At 68.4% G+C, this 14483-nt stretch carries 16 protein-coding genes; 2 read left to right on the top strand and 14 right to left on the bottom strand.

Annotated features, from left to right (window positions below; translation table 11 throughout):
* Positions 1-4: 4 nt before the first annotated feature.
* The 11 genes from HNR13_RS07380 to HNR13_RS07330 form a co-directional block, all read right to left on the bottom strand.
* Positions 5-1246, bottom strand: a complete 1242-nt coding sequence (locus HNR13_RS07380; protein WP_179605150.1) for a hypothetical protein — start codon at positions 1244-1246, stop codon at positions 5-7.
* A complete protein-coding gene (locus HNR13_RS07375; RefSeq protein WP_246312730.1) occupies positions 1237-1590 on the bottom strand; it encodes a hypothetical protein in 354 nt (117 codons plus the stop codon). Before HNR13_RS07375 ends, HNR13_RS07380 begins: the two co-directional genes overlap by 10 nt.
* Complete coding sequence (locus HNR13_RS07370; protein WP_179605149.1) at positions 1587-1856, bottom strand: hypothetical protein; 270 nt, start codon at positions 1854-1856, stop codon at positions 1587-1589. Before HNR13_RS07370 ends, HNR13_RS07375 begins: the two co-directional genes overlap by 4 nt.
* Positions 1853-2311, bottom strand: coding sequence for a DUF4176 domain-containing protein (locus tag HNR13_RS07365; protein WP_218881461.1), 459 nt, complete (start codon positions 2309-2311; stop codon positions 1853-1855). Before HNR13_RS07365 ends, HNR13_RS07370 begins: the two co-directional genes overlap by 4 nt.
* A 2-nt stretch (positions 2312-2313) precedes the next feature.
* Positions 2314-6771, bottom strand: a complete 4458-nt coding sequence (gene essC / locus HNR13_RS07360) for a type VII secretion protein EssC (protein ID WP_179605147.1) — start codon at positions 6769-6771, stop codon at positions 2314-2316.
* On the bottom strand, positions 6768-7805 hold the full coding sequence (gene essB, locus HNR13_RS07355) for a type VII secretion protein EssB (RefSeq protein ID WP_179605146.1): 1038 nt from the start codon (positions 7803-7805) through the stop codon (positions 6768-6770). Before essB ends, essC begins: the two co-directional genes overlap by 4 nt.
* A gap of 110 nt (positions 7806-7915) precedes the next feature.
* Positions 7916-8149, bottom strand: coding sequence for an EsaB/YukD family protein (locus HNR13_RS07350; protein WP_179605145.1), 234 nt, complete (start codon positions 8147-8149; stop codon positions 7916-7918).
* The gene (locus HNR13_RS07345) at positions 8146-8691 is read right to left on the bottom strand and encodes a hypothetical protein (protein ID WP_179605144.1); all 546 of its coding nucleotides are present in this window, start codon (positions 8689-8691) and stop codon (positions 8146-8148) included. Before HNR13_RS07345 ends, HNR13_RS07350 begins: the two co-directional genes overlap by 4 nt.
* A complete protein-coding gene (locus HNR13_RS07340) occupies positions 8669-8959 on the bottom strand; it encodes a WXG100 family type VII secretion target (RefSeq protein ID WP_179605143.1) in 291 nt (96 codons plus the stop codon). Before HNR13_RS07340 ends, HNR13_RS07345 begins: the two co-directional genes overlap by 23 nt.
* Before the next feature lie 124 nt (positions 8960-9083).
* Positions 9084-9464, bottom strand: coding sequence for a 2'-5' RNA ligase family protein (locus tag HNR13_RS07335; RefSeq protein WP_246312983.1), 381 nt, complete (start codon positions 9462-9464; stop codon positions 9084-9086).
* Between the two features lie 98 nt (positions 9465-9562).
* Positions 9563-10309, bottom strand: a complete 747-nt coding sequence (locus HNR13_RS07330) for a phosphoglyceromutase (RefSeq protein WP_179605142.1) — start codon at positions 10307-10309, stop codon at positions 9563-9565.
* A 17-nt stretch (positions 10310-10326) separates the two neighbouring features.
* Here HNR13_RS07330 and HNR13_RS07325 point away from each other — a divergent pair, with 17 nt between their 5' ends.
* A complete protein-coding gene (locus HNR13_RS07325; protein WP_179605141.1) occupies positions 10327-11163 on the top strand; it encodes a class I SAM-dependent methyltransferase in 837 nt (278 codons plus the stop codon).
* A 210-nt stretch (positions 11164-11373) separates the two neighbouring features.
* Here HNR13_RS07325 and ygfZ read toward each other — a convergent pair whose 3' ends face one another.
* The 3 genes from ygfZ to HNR13_RS07310 form a co-directional block, all read right to left on the bottom strand.
* On the bottom strand, positions 11374-12495 hold the full coding sequence (ygfZ, locus tag HNR13_RS07320; protein WP_179605140.1) for a CAF17-like 4Fe-4S cluster assembly/insertion protein YgfZ: 1122 nt from the start codon (positions 12493-12495) through the stop codon (positions 11374-11376).
* A 1-nt stretch (position 12496) separates the two neighbouring features.
* A complete protein-coding gene (locus tag HNR13_RS07315; RefSeq protein ID WP_179605139.1) occupies positions 12497-13093 on the bottom strand; it encodes a nitrobindin family protein in 597 nt (198 codons plus the stop codon).
* Positions 13094-13219: 126 nt separating this feature from the next.
* A complete protein-coding gene (locus HNR13_RS07310) occupies positions 13220-13561 on the bottom strand; it encodes a hypothetical protein (protein WP_179605138.1) in 342 nt (113 codons plus the stop codon).
* Positions 13562-13706: 145 nt separating this feature from the next.
* Here HNR13_RS07310 and HNR13_RS07305 point away from each other — a divergent pair, with 145 nt between their 5' ends.
* Positions 13707-14399, top strand: coding sequence for a winged helix-turn-helix domain-containing protein (locus tag HNR13_RS07305; RefSeq protein WP_179605137.1), 693 nt, complete (start codon positions 13707-13709; stop codon positions 14397-14399).
* The last annotated feature ends 84 nt before the right edge of the window (positions 14400-14483 follow it).

Genomic DNA, 14483 nt, shown 5'->3' with positions numbered 1-14483 from the left:
CGCGTCACCAGAACTTCGCCGCAATGCTGTCCCACGCACTCTTCAGACCCTCTTTAGCCCACTCCACCGCCGACTTGTCCCCAGCAAACTTCCACTCGTTCAGGACCGCGTTGGCAACGATCCCGATGCCGGCTCCGACGACCGTCCCCAAGGGCGGCAAGATGAACGACCCGACTGCTGCGCCGATCCCTGCCGCCGCAGCGCCGCTGCCGACATCGACAACAGTGTCAACAGCGAAGTCGCGCCAATCCTCGCGCGTCGCATCCCCATCACCGAAGTACTTGTTGACGTTGGCACCGACGGAGATCGCCGTCCCCGCCAACCCCAGGCCCTTACTGACCTTGGTCAGGTTCGACGCGCCCTTCCACCCCTTGAAGTCATCCACAACATCGGCGGCAAAGCCGCTTGCGCCGGCTTTGACCCACTTCTGATAGTGATCGATCCGGGTTCCGGTGGCCTTATTGAAGTCCACTCCCCCGGCGTAGAGGCGCCCGTTCGCGGGCTTGTAGAGAACGGTCCCACCCGATCTCAACCGGCCACCGGCGCCGCGTGTGATCTTGTTGCCGGCGAGCTGATCCAGGATCGCCCGCCTCGTCAAACCAGCACCGAGACCAGTCCCCGCAGACCCGAGGACGAGCGAGCCGCGCAACTGCTCCAGAAGGGAAACCGTGTCGCCGGTCGCCGCCGCAAGATTGATCAGCCTGTCCACGAACAGCCCAAACGTCCGCGCGGCGAAGTCATGCAACGCCTGCAGTCTGCCCTCCACGTCCCGCACCGTGGCGTCGAGCTGCCCCAGCACCAACTCCAACTGCGCGTTCCCCGCCTCCAATGCCGGAGCCAACCCGGGCATCGTCGACGACGCAGCAGCAGCCGTCCGGTTCGCCTCGATCTGACGCTCTGTCGCGACCCGCTGCGCCCTGGTCGCCGTCAGCTGCGTGTTCAGCTCGTCCTCTTTCAGAACCCCGAACGCGGCCACAAACGAGTCCGCCTGCGAGTACCGCTCCAGGTCCTTCCGGATGGCATCGATCTCGCTCCGCGCATCCACGACGCTCGGCCGAATGATCTGCGCGAAGAGAGTGTCGACCGCCGAGTAGCCGTTACCCGAAAGCTGCCCGCCCGCCAACGCTTCCCCCAACTGTGCGCAGGCGCTGTCCGTGGCATCCAGCACAGCCGTCGCGGTGGTCAGCTTCGCCGAAAGCGCACCGGCCAACGCGGCCGATTCCCCCGCGTCGTAGATCAGCCCCACGACACGTCTGCCTTCTCTCGCCGTAACCGTTCCAGCTCGGCCTCCGACGCCGAGCGGAGCGACCGCTCGGTCTCATCCAGAAGTTCTGCGTGATCACCTGCCAGCCGGCTCACGTAGGCGTCGAGCTCTCTGCTCGCGGCCAGCCCCTTCTGCACGAAGTAGTTCTTCGCATCCAGGCGGACACCGGCTTCTTCAAACCGCTCGGAATGCACGCGCATCACGTGGGCATACGACGCCCACTGCTCGCTGAGCACGCGAATCGTCGCAAGGTCTTCCGCGGTCCGACTCTCGCGATCCCTGATCTGCCGGTCGAGCGCCAGAAGCTGCTCCTCGCGGTCGCTCATCGAGTTCCGCCTACGCTCGCGGCATCGCGCTTGTCACGTGCCTCGATCTCCGACGCAAGAGCCGTAACGCCGTCGGCCTGCCGCTTCACGCCGGAAATGAACGCCGAGATGCTGTCCAGCACTCCGTTGGCAACGCTCGCGCCTTCCTTCATGCTCGCGACAGTGCTCGACCCCAGCGTCACCTGCTGACCATCGCTCTCAACCTCGATGTTCGCGAAGCCCGCCACGGCGGCCTGCGCCGCGGCGGTATTCGAAGCGACCTTCATCGTTCATCCCTTCTGTGGTCCTGTTCGGTCAATCGACGAAGTTCCGCGAACGGATCGACGCCGGGCTCCACTGCGTCCGAATCCTCTGCGTCAGGCGCCGAGGCTTCGGGAAGCTCCGTGAGCGGGCCGGTGAACTGCTGCGCACGGCTGATCTGTCGGGGGCCGTTCTCCATCTGGTCGAGAAGGTCCGCCAGGAACGCCTCGTCAGCGCTGTCGCTGTACCCCTCGAAGACGATCTCCTCGACGTCTCCGGCCAAGATGGGGAAGGTCTCCTGATCGGGCGATTCGCCGTACGGGTGCGGAGCGACCAGATATCGGGGCTCCACTTCGGGTCGCTCCATCTCCGGGCGGAACGCCCCGCGCGCGAGGACGACGAACAGCCCGGAGGCCCGATCGTTCTCGAGCCGGACGATGGAGCCCAGCCCCAGAAGCCGCCCCTGCAACTCCAGAGTCATCGTCACCCCTCGCTCTCGTTCGGGGTCGGCACGACGATGTGGTCCAGTTCTCCATCGATGACGGAGTGCAGCACGTTCTTGCCGTGCGTCTCCCTCTTCGTGCCGAGCGGAAGACCCTCGATGAAGCGCTGCCCGTTCAGGTCACCGCCGAAAAGGATCTGATGGATGTTCTCCTTCAGCGGGCCGGCCAATGCGAAAATGCTGTTCACCTTCGACAGGTGATCCAGAACGATGATCTGGACGAGCTCACTGCCCAGACCGAGGACCTCGGAGATCTGATCCATCGGCAACGTGAGCTTGTCGAACACGTCGGTCATGCCATTGATGACCACGCACCGCGGCACCTGCGTGCCGTGCTCCACCAACTCGGCGAGCGCGAGCTTCACCGTGTCAGCGTGAGCCTTCAGGGCCTTCTTGCCCACGTACAGCGCGGGTTCGGCTGCAAGATGTTCTCGCAGGGCGTCATGCGCGTCGATCACCACCAAGCGCTCGGCTTCGACAGCCTCGACGAGCTGTCCGATCATGAAGGGGTACAGCAGAGCCGCTTGCTTTCCCGACTCCGGGAAGATCGCCATGGACTTGCCCGTGAAGAGGTCCAGCGTCTCGGGCTCGGAAGTGAGCTTGTTCAAGCCGAGAAGCAGCCTGTTCGATGCGGCGTCGCGCGTTGCGAGACGGGTGAACACCTCCGTGGTCAACTCCCGCGGCACCATCGGGATCTGCGCCGGCCGCGCGCCAGCCCACGCGTCGTTCAGAGCCGTCACCTGCGCTTCGAGCGCCGTAAGGGTCTCGGAGCCGTTCTCCCCCTCCGCAGGCAGGTAGAACTGGATCGCGGTCGGCGCATCAGTGAGGAGCTGGCCACGGCCCGGAAGGTCGGTCTGCTGCAGCCGTTCCCTGCCGAGGAGCTGGGCCAGCTCGCTCTCGTCGTTCACGTAGAGGCAGAGTTTCGTCGAGACGTTGCTGAGCATGTTCATGCGCACGCCGCCCACCCGGCTCGCACTCATCACGAGATACACACCGAGCGCTGCGCCCTCGCGAAGCACCTGCAACAGGACGTTGTCGATGGTGTCTTTCCTGGAATCGTTCGTGGTGAGGTTGTCGTAGCCGTCGAGCACGTTGAGCGTGACCGGGAGCGCCCGCGACGTCTTCGCCTCGTACTGCTCAAGATTCGCGACGCCCGCATCCTTGAACAGCTGCTTACGGGAGGCCATCGCGTCCGAGACCGCGCTGAGCATCTTGCTGAGCTTCTCGCCCTCCTCCGGAGTGACGATGTCCGCGACGTTGGGCAGGTCCCGCAACGGAAGAAGCCCGTTGTTGCCGAAGTCGAACAGATACACGTGCAGTTGTTCGGGAGTCCGGGCCTTCGCGAGATTCACCACGATCGTCTGCAGCACCGTCGACTTGCCGTACCCGGGGCTGCCGAAGACCACAGTGTGCCCGGCCCGCGCAAGATCGAATTCATAGCTCTCCTGCGCCTGCCGGCTCGGGATGTCGAGCAGGCCGAGCGGGATGCCGGACCGGCTCTGCCCGGCAGGCTCCGGCGATGCGATCCTCCCCGCCAGGCCCGGCAGCCACGGCTTGTCCGGCCGCGTCAGCGCCTCGTCCCTGTCGAAGACATCGACGATGCCGTCGATGACCGCCTCGAGCTCCGACGGCAGTTCGCTGGTGTCCTTGCCCTGCTCGACCTCCTCGTCCGGGTCGTAGAACAGCTCGTACTGGCCGAGGTCGTTGATCCGGTAGATCCGCTCGTCCACCTTCTCGATGACCTGCGCGTCCGGGTCGTACGGCACACCGGCGTAGCCGCTCTGGAAGAGCTCGTACACCTCGTTCTGGCCGACCTTCAGGTAGCCGCGGCCGGGGTTGGTGATGTGCGCGGCGTCGGTCGTCTTCAGGAGCTCGTTCGAGTCCTGCTCGCCCGCCATCTTCAGCGCGATCTTCGAGGTCGAGTTCGCCTCGATCTGGTCGTTGACCACGCCACTCGGTTTCTGCGTCGCGAGGATCAGATGTACTCCGAGGCTCCGGCCGATCCGCGCGACCGAGGTCAGCTCGTCCAGGAACTCCGGCACGTTGGCCTTCAGCTCGGCGAACTCGTCCGACACCAGCACCAGGTGCGGCAGCGGTTTCGTCGGGTACTTCACCTCCGGCTTCGGGTCATGGCGCTGCTTGTACAGCGTCATGTACGCGTTGATGCTGTTGACGCCGTAGGTCGCGAACTCGCGCTGCCGCTTGTCGAGCTCCGCCTTGATGCTCGCAAGGGCTCGGGCCGTGCCCGCGCCGTCGAGGTTGGTGATGGCGCCCATGAAGTGCGGCAGCCGGTCGAGCGTGTTGGCGATGCCGCCGCCCTTCCAGTCGATGATGAGCATGCCCACGTCCTCCGGGGAGAAGTTGATCGCGAGACCGATGAGGTAGGTCGTCAAGAACTCCGACTTGCCTGAACCTGTCGTGCCGCCGACCAGCGCGTGCGGGCCGTGCGCACGCTCGTGCAGGTCCCAATACACGTGATCGGACCTGGCGCGCCAGCCGATCAGCGACGCGATGGACTTGTTCGGCTCCGCGCTCGCCCACCGATCGGCGATCCGCAGGTCGTCGACGGTCTTCACCTCGTACTGCTCCAGCAGGCTCAGCGCCTCCGGGACCGCGTTCTTCTCGACCTCCAGATGGTTCAGGTTCGAGAGCTTCCGGAGGGAGTGCTCGAGGTCCTCAGGCAGCGCATACGGTGTGAACGGTGTCGCCACATACACGTCACCGTCCGTGACGAGCTCGCCCTTCACCCGGTTCGGGGCCTGGATGAGTGCGGTCACCGTCTCGGGCAGCAGTTTCGCGTCCTCGCTGCACCAGATCACGGTCACCCCCAGGTCGCTCATGTCCTCGGCGAGCAGCTCGTTGATGCCGTGGCCGGCCAGGTGGCGATCGTCGGAGATCGTGAACACGTAGTGCGGAGCGAACTGCGGCTTCTGCGTGCCCGCGTCCTTCAGCGCCTGCTTGCGCTTCTGGAGGAGCTGGTAGAAGCCGTTCAGCACGACGTCGCGCAGCCGGTCGTTGTAGACCAACCCCCGCAGGTTCAGCTCCTGCAGCGTGAAGTGCGGCAGCAGGCGCCACCGGCTCCACGTCCGCGTGAACGCCTCGCGGGAGAGCAGGCTGACGAAATTGACGTCACGGTACGAGTGGAAGAACGCGACCTGGAACAGCAGCGACTGCACTGCGTCGGTCACGACGTCGGGCGGACCGACGAGCCCGAGGGTCTGGCCCGCCAGGCCGACCGGAGTCGGGGCGTCGCGCTGGGTCCGGAATCCCGCGGCGAGCTCCGCCACCTGCAACGCCGCGACGCTCGAATCCTTCTCGCTCACGGAGGAGGACACCTTCAGCGCGGATGGCCGGTCGGACGACCCGAGCGAGGCCTGCAGGAAGTCCCGGTTGAAGCGCTGGCGCTCGTAGATCCTCGGGTCGTAGCGCTCGACCATCGCCGCGAGCTCGTGCGGGCTGGGCTGCTGGTACCGCAGCACGGCGCGCTCGCCGTCATGCGCCCGGGAGACCTCGGCCACGGTTCTCACGAGGTATCGGGAGTAGTCCTCCTCGGCTGCGAGCGCGGCGGCCTTGACCTCCCTCCGCTCGGTGACGTACTGCGACACCGTGAACGACGCCGTCAGCAGTGTCGCGAGCCCCATCCCGAGCATCATGGCCGGGTTGCTCCCGATGATCAGCGTCGTCACGCTGGAGGCCGCGATCATGAAGAACGGCGGCAGCACCATCCGGGCGACCCGGTTCTTCGGCTTGGCGGCCGGCTTGTCGGGACCCTGCAGCGTGAACTCGGCGTCCTCGACCTCCAGGTTCAGCTTCGGAGATCGTCGATAGTCGGGAAAATCGGCCGGGAACTCCTGCGCCGGCGGCTGCACCAGCAGTTTCGTGTGATCGAACACCACGTCGGAGCCGAACGCGGTGATCTTGAACTGCGTCGGCCGTCGCTCCAGGATGAATCCCGCGGTCAACACGACGGTGCCGACGTCGAGATCGCAGACCTGCCGCCCGTCGATCGCGACACCGTCGACGTACACGAGTCGTCCCTGTGCTTCGACGATCAGCGCGTCGCCCTGCACGATCAGCAGCGGCGCCTCCGCGACCCGGATGCCGGCATAAGGCACATCACCGATCACGAGGGCCGCGGTCGTGTCCGTGACGAAGCACTCGGTGCGGGCGAGCGCGACCGGTATCACCACGCACTCGAGCGCTCCGACGGTTCCCGGTCCGGCGCCCATCGACTCCCCGTCGACATACAGGGCCTCGTTGACCACGCTGAACTTGTGGCCGTCATGCTCGACGAACGGGTGCTCTTCGGTGAGGGACAGCCGCACGGCCCGCTCCCCATCGACAACGTAGACGAGGAAGAGGAGCTGATCCGGATCGAGCCGGGAGTCGAGTGCGGCACTCGCGACCTCCGCGAGTTGCTCCGTCTCGAACACGCTCATTGCGCCGCCGCCGCGTCGCTCGTGCCCTCCAGCTTGGCCGTCAACTCGTCGATGGCTTTCGCGTATTTGTCCAGGAGCTCCTGCTTCTTGCCGCCGGCCATCTGCGCGTCCAGCTTCGTCGCCTGGTACAGGTCGGTGTAGGCCAGCAAGGTGAGCTGCTCGTCCCCGAGGTTCTGCGCGTAGTCGAGGGCCTGCTCGAACTCGCCCCGGCCGATGGCGATCCAGAAGTTCAGGGTCACCTCGTCGGACTTCTGAGAGATGTTGTTCAGGATCGCCTGCTTCTGCGTGGCGGTGAGATCGTCGAGGTTGATGCTCGACACCGCGAGCACATACTTCGCGGATGCCGGCAGCGAGGTCGCCGCGAAGCCTTCCAGTTCCGTCAACGCGCCGCCGTAGTCGTTCGCGAGGAAGCGCGCCTGGGAGGCGACGACCGCGTCCTGCAGGCGGTTGTGGCCGGCGGTCTGCCAGGCGAACACGCCGGCCACCGCCGCGGCGGCGAGGCCGAGCGCGCCTGCGACCCGGTACCCTGCGTAGCGGCGCTTCGGGACGCTGACCTCGCGCGCCTCGACGTCCGCCTGCTCGGCCTTGAGTTCCGCACCGATCAACGCGAACAGTTCGTCGGTCGTGGCCGCCTGCCGCACCGCCGTCGAGAAGGTGTCGTTGAGAGCCGACGCGCCATCCAGGAGGTGCTCGAAGGCGAGCTTGGGGCGGAAGATCTGCAGCACCATCGCCTGCAGCGAGGCGAGGAAGTGCGCTTCGTCGAACGCCATCGGCGCGAGCATGCCCTGGAGTCCGCAGTGCACCACCCGGAGCAGGGCGCCGTCGAGGTACACGTTGTCGGGGTGGATCACGGGCACGTGGAAGCTGTCCCGGTAGCCGACGCACGCCACGAGCTTCTGGGCCAGCGACAACCGGTCGAGCCGGGTCCTGGCCCGGCCGACGGCGTCCCGGAAGCTGGTCTCACCGTCGGCGAGAGCGTAGCTCAGCACGAGTCCGCTGTCGGTCTCGGTCGCGTCGACGTATCGGGAGATCACCTCCAGACACGAGCTGCGGTAGCCGTTCTTCTCCACGCGCGCGCGAAGGCCTCCGGAATCCGCCTCGAGCTCCAGGACGGTTCCGTCTCTCTCAATACGCATTTGTTCGCTTACGTCACAATCTGAAGGCGATCGCCATTGCCGATGCCGAACGAGGAAATGTAGTCGTACCCGCTCACCGCGAGCGCTTTGTCGTCGAGCGCGAACGAGAAGTCGTCGGGGAGCGCAGTGCCTTTCGCCGCGAATGCTTCGAGGATCAACTGCCGCAGCCGGCCGAACCGGACCGCGCGCGGCACGAGAAGGTCGATCTGCCGGTGTCCCTGGACAAGGGTGATCTCGATCACGTCCCGACCCGCCTTCTTCTCGCCCAGATCCTTCCCGTGACCACCCCGGCCAGGAGCACGACCGGCACCACGACGACGGCCAGCACGCCGACGAGCACGGAGGACTCTTCGTGCTCCTCGCTCGACGAAGCGATCACGTCGGAGGAGTAGCTCTCGAACAGAGCCGCTCGCACCGATCGGTACGGGTCATCGGCGGATGGAGCCGTGGCGAAATCCAAAGCCTCCACCGCGCTGAGCCGTTCGGCCGACTTCTTCTGCCGCTCCTCGGCCTGCGCCGAGATGCGGTCGGAGAACAGGCTGCTGCGGATCGCGAACTCTCCGGATGAACCGGCCCCGACCGAGTCGTTGACCAGAACGGTGGTGTTGAGGCTCAGCCTCCCCGCGTCGTCAGGGTCGTCCGCTGCGGCCATGACCGCCGGTGCGATCGTCAGCCCGACGATGAGCGCACCGGCGGTCGCACCCCCGCGGAGAACGCCGCGCCGGGATTGCGCTGCCTGGTGCTCGTCGCGCGGGTGCCGGCTAGAAGCCGAAGCTCTGCGCATCCTGCGCGTCACGCTCGGCGATGGTGTCGGCGTACTTGTTCAGCTGCTCGTTGATGTTGACCAGCAGTTCCTCGAACTTCTTCACGCTCTCATGGAGCTGGTTGTACTGCTCGAGATAGGCCTGGAAAGCCTGACCCTTCCACTGCTCGGCAATGGTCGAGTTCATCTGGTTGACCTTCTGGATCGCCTGCTCGATCTCTTCCTTGGAGCGCGTGTAGACCTGAGCCTGCTGCTTCAGTTCTTCCGGAGTGACGCTGATCTGGCCCATGAGAAACCCCCTGTTTCGACACAAAACGTGTTACCGCGTAGAGCGGAATATTTCTCCCTCGACGTTATAAGCTCACGGCGATTGTGTCAAATCTCACACCTGATATCTGCACGCGAACAGGCGGTCAGGCGAGGGGGATGCGCACGGCGACCCTGCGGCGGGAGCCGGGGGTGCGCTCCACGATGGCGAGCTCGGCGAGGGATGCGTGGTCTCCGGGGGCGAGGGCGCCGAAGCGCTGGTCGCTCGCGTGCGGGCGGTAACCGGCCCGGATGTGGCGCTGGTCGGCGACGACAGCGCCTGCGGCCTCCAGGGCGTCGACGCAGGCGGCGTGCAGCGCGAGCAGCGCCGGGTTCGGCCGGATCAGCGTCACCGGCACCGCGCGCCGGTGGCCGAACGACGCGCGGCATCCCGCGACGACCGGGATGCGCGGCCCGCGCGGCAGCAGCGCAGCGACCGCGTCGGCGTCGAGCTCGGACTGGAACGGCGGCACGATCGTGATGTGCAGCGGCCACTCCCCGGCGCCGAACTCCGCCGGAACGACGACGTCGCCGCCGCGTTCCGGCAGGAACGCGACGGCGACGAAGGAATGGACGGTCGTGACCGCTACTTCTTGCCTTGGGCGGCGACGGCAGCGGCACCGGCGGCCGCGGCCTCCGGGTCGAGGTACACGGCGGGCTCGATCGGGGCGAAGGTCTCGTCCAGCTTGTAGACCAGCGGGATGCCGGTCGGGATGTTGAGCTCGGCGATCTCCTCGTCGGAGATGCCGTCGAGGTGCTTGACGAGCGCGCGCAGCGAGTTGCCGTGCGCGGTGACCAGGACGGTCTTGCCCTCGGCGAGGCTGACGGTGATGTCGGACTCCCAGTACGGGAGCATGCGCGCGATGACGTCCTTCAGGCACTCGGTGCGCGGCAGATCGTCGCCGAGGTCGGCGTAGCGCGGGTCGTTCGCCTGCGACCACTCGCTGTCGTCGGCGAGCGGCGGAGGCGGGACGTCGAACGAGCGGCGCCAGAGCTGGAACTGCTCGGGCCCGTACTTCTCCAGGGTCTCCGCCTTGTCGAGGCCCTGCAGTGCGCCGTAGTGGCGCTCGTTGAGGCGCCAGGAGCGCTCGACCGGGATCCACAGCCGGTCCGCGACGTCCAGCGCGATGTTCGCGGTCTGGATGGCGCGGGTGAGCACCGACGTGTAGAGGATGTCGGGCGCGAGACCGGACTCGGCCAGCAGCTCGCCCGCGCGGGTGGCCTCGGCGACGCCCTGCTCGCTGAGCCGGACGTCGACCCAGCCGGTGAACAGGTTCTGCTGGTTCCACACACTGTTGCCGTGGCGGAGGAGGATCAAAGTGTAGGGGGCCATGCGATTAATCTTGTCACATGCCCTCCACGTCCTCCCGCGCCCCCGGCGTGGTCGGCTCGGTGACGCGCGGCACCACGAACACGAACCGGCTGCGCCGGGTGGACCGCTGGATCGCCGCCCTCCCGGAACTGCGCCGTACCGGCGATCCGCTGGTCGTCGACCTCGGCTACGGCGCCAGCGGCGTGACGGCCTTCGAGCTCCAGCACCGGCTGGCCCGCGTGCGGCCGGACGTCGAGGTGCTCGGGCTGGAGATCGACCCCGGCCGGGTCCGGACGGCGCGCGCCCAGCTGGACGACGTCCGCGCGGGGAGCACGCACTTCGACCCGCGGGCACGGGTCGGCTTCGCGGTCGGCGGCTTCGAGGTGCCGCTGCCGGAGGGCAGGCACGCGGCGGTGATCCGCGCCTTCAACGTCCTGCGCCAGTACGACGAGGCGGAGGTCGCGCCTGCCTGGGAGCGGATGCTCGGCCGCCTGCAGCTCGGCGGCGCGCTGGTCGAGGGCACCTGCGACGAGATCGGCCGGATCGCCAGCTGGGTCACGCTCGACCGGACGGGTCCGCAGACCTTCTCGATCTCGCTGCGGCTGCGCGGACTGGACGCGCCGAGCGTGGTGGCCGAGCGGCTGCCCAAGGCGCTCATCCACCGCAATATCCCCGGCGAGCGCGTGCACGCCTACCTCGCGGAGCTCGACCGGCTGTGGCGCGTCCACTCGCCGCTCGCCGCCTACGGGCCGAAGCAGCGCTGGATCGCGGTGGCGCAGGGGATGCGCGACGCCGGCTGGCCGGTGGTCGGCGGCCGGGCGCGCTGGCGCCTCGGGGAGCTCACCGTGAACTGGGACGCTGTCGCGCCGGTGTAGGCAGCGGAGGAGATCCGCCGCGCGCCACCCTCCCATGTCGGCTACTGGAGGAGATCGCGGCCGCTGAGCGCCCGATGTCCTCCGTTGGCTGCAGACGGGCGCCGGCCGCCGATGTCGCGAACGGAGGAGATCAGGGCTGCGGGGCGGCCGATGTCCTCCGTTGGCTGCGATTCGGGGCGGCGAGCCGGCGGATCTCCTCCGCTGGCCGCGTCAGCCCTGCGGGCGCGGAGTGCGGGTGACGGCGCCGAGGCGCGGGAGGTGCGGCACGTGCGCCTCGGCTCCGGCCTCGGGCGGCACCACGACCTCCTGGGCGGCCGCGACCGGCGTGCCGTCGGCGTCCACCGTCAGGGTGGCCGTCGCGTCGGTGCCGCGTTTCACGATCGCCAGCGCGATCGGGCCGAGCTCGTAGTGCAGGGCGGAGGAGGTGACGGTGCCGACCACGCGTCCGTCGAGTGTGACCTCCGCGCCGCGCGCGGGGTGAGCGCCCTCGGAGCCGTCGAGGTGCAGCATCACCAGGCGACGCGGCGGGTGGCCGAGGTTGTGCACCTTGGCGACCGTCTCCTGCCCGCGGTAGCAGCCCTTGGTGAGGTGGACGGCCGTGCGCAGCCAGTCGAGCTCGTGCGGGATGGTGCGCTCGTCCACCTCGGTGGCGAAGCGCGGGCGCCAGGCCGCGATCCGGAGGGCGTCGGCGGCGAGCGTTCCCGCGGCGGTCAGCTCGCCCGACTCCACCCGCGCGACGATCGACGGGAGGGCGTCGCGCGGGACGACCCGCTCGCTCCAGCTCCAGTCCGCGCCCGGGTGCTCGCCGCGCGCGTACTGGTGGCCGCCGGGCGCCACGGCGTGCCACGGGTCGTGCCAGACGAGCGGGACGCCGTTCGGCGCGGCGATCGGCAGCGGCGGCTCGCCGAGTGTGCCGATCGTCGCCAGGGCGTCGGTGTGGTCGGCGAGCTCCACGCGGAGCATGAAGCGCATCGAGTCGAGCCAGGCCAGCAGGCCGGCGGCCTCCGGCCGGTCGACCAGGAGCCAGAGCGTCGAGCCGTCCTCGATCAGGCGCACGGCGTGCTCGACCCGGCCGGTGACGTCGAGCAGGAGGGTCTCGGACGACTCCCCCGGCTGCAGCCCGAGCAGCGACTGGCTGGTCAGCGAGTTGAGCCAGCTGAGCCGGTCGGGCCCGGTGATGGAGAGCACCGCGCGGTCGGACAGGTCGACGATCGCGCCGCCCTCCACCAGGGCGCGCTGCTCCGCGAGCGGGTTGCCGTAGTGGGCGGGGACGCCCACGTCCGCGACGTCGACGGCGCCCGGCAGGGCGAGGAACGGGGAGGGAGCGGTCATCTCAATCGACCTTGGCGAGGCGGGCGGAGGCGTGCGTGCGCAGCTCCTGGCCGAGCGCCGCGATGTCCCACGCCCAGAGCAGGTGGCCCTCCACCAGCCCGTAGAGCCGGGTGGCCGCGCTGTACTCCTTGGCGCCGGCGGTGCGGACGACGGCGTCCGTCGCCAGGTCGATGCGGGGCCCGTTGACCTGACCGATGTAGAGCTCGCTGACGCCGTCCGGGTGGATGATCGCCACGTCGATGTCGAAGCCGCCGCTGGAGGCACGCAGGGTCTCCACCGCCTGCGGGGTGCCGAACGGCCGCGTACCCTGGCCGGGCAGCATCGCCGGGCCCGGGTCGCCCTCGACCAGGGTGCGGCTGAGGCGCCAGTAGCCGGTCTCCGCGGTGAGCGGGGTGCGGTCGTCGTCGAGGACCCACGAGGCCGCGGAGTAGTTGAGGTAGGCCTCGCCGTCGTGGCTGAAGCTGACGCGCTGGCCGAACTCCAGCTGGGTGTGCTCCTCGCCGACGGCGTAGTCGACCACGCCGCTCCCCTCCCACACCCCGATCAGCCAGGACAGCGGGACGAGTTCGGCCGGAAGGTCGGTGGGGAGCTCGATCATGCCTAGCGCTGGCCGCGGAAGAGGTTGTAGACCACCACGCCGGAGACGCCGAGGATCGCGAGGGTGGCCAGACCCAGCAGGCCGATGAAGAAGAGTTCGAGAGCGACGAGCATACGGCCAGTCTAATCAGTGCCCGAGGGTGACGAGGCCGAGGATGCCCCCGATGACGCCGAGGATGACGAAACTCCCGGTCAGGGTCGTGGCGAGCCGGTTGACGAAGCCGTCCTTGCGCTGGGTCGCGAGCTGGGCGCCGAACGACGCGATGACGCAGACGCCGAGCGCGAGCGAGATCCACGACGCGTACTGCGCCGGGTGGGAGAGGAACGCGATCAGCACGCCGAGGACGAGCGCGAGCGCCCACACCCCGCCGACGGTGACGGCAACCGTGGACCGCGGCATCGGCTCCGGCGGCGGTCCGGCCGCTGCGGCCGGGCCGAGAGGTCCCGGATCGGACGGCGTCTCGCTCATCCCCCTATTCTGCCCCGCCCGCGGCCCGGCCGCCTCTCGCGTGTCGCGCTCTCCTGTGCCGCGCGGGGTCCGCGGTCGCCGCGATCCGTGGCCGTAAGCGTTTCCGGTAGCATTGCGGCACGAAGACGGGCGAGGAGGATACTGGGTGGCGCAGCTGTTGATCCTCACGTCCGCCCCCGACACGGACGTGCTCCCGGCTCTCGGCCTCCTCAGCCACCGCGTCCGGCAGATCCCCGCCGAACCGGCGTCCCTGGTCAACGCGCCCGCCTGCGACCTGATCTTCGTCGACGCCCGGCGCGACCTGGCCAGCGCCAAGTCGCTGTGCAAGATCCTCACCACGACCGGCATCACCGTCCCGCTGCTGCTGGTGCTCACCGAGGGCGGCCTGACCGCCGTGAGCGCGGACTGGGGCGCCAACGACGTGGTGCTCGACAGCGCCGGCCCGGCGGAGGTCGACGCCCGCATCCGGCTCGCCATCGGCCGGCAGACGCAGGAGCACTCGCAGACCAAGATCCAGGCCTCCGGCATCACCATCGACGAGGCGAGCTACTCGGCGAAGGCGCATGGGCGCACGCTCGATCTGACTTTCAAGGAGTTCGAGCTGCTGCGGTTCTTCGCCACCCACCCGTCGCGGGTGTTCACGCGCGAGCAGCTGCTCAGCGAGGTGTGGGGCTACGACTACTTCGGCGGCACCCGCACCGTGGACGTCCACGTGCGGCGGCTGCGCGCCAAGCTCGGCGACCTGGAGTCGCTGATCGGCACGGTCCGCAACGTCGGCTACCGCTTCAACGTGTACGAGGACGAGAACGACCGCCTCCCTTCGTCCGCGCGTCCCTGAGCGTCCCTTCTCCCCCACAGGCGACCGGGGGCGGCCGTTTCTCCACAGTTAACCGAGACCCGTGCCGCTCGCCGGTCGGGCGGT

This window comes from Leifsonia shinshuensis (assembly GCF_013410375.1).
In the GTDB taxonomy this organism is placed as follows: Bacteria; Actinomycetota; Actinomycetes; order Actinomycetales; family Microbacteriaceae; genus Leifsonia; species Leifsonia shinshuensis.
This window is presented reverse-complemented; position numbering and strand designations above follow the sequence as displayed.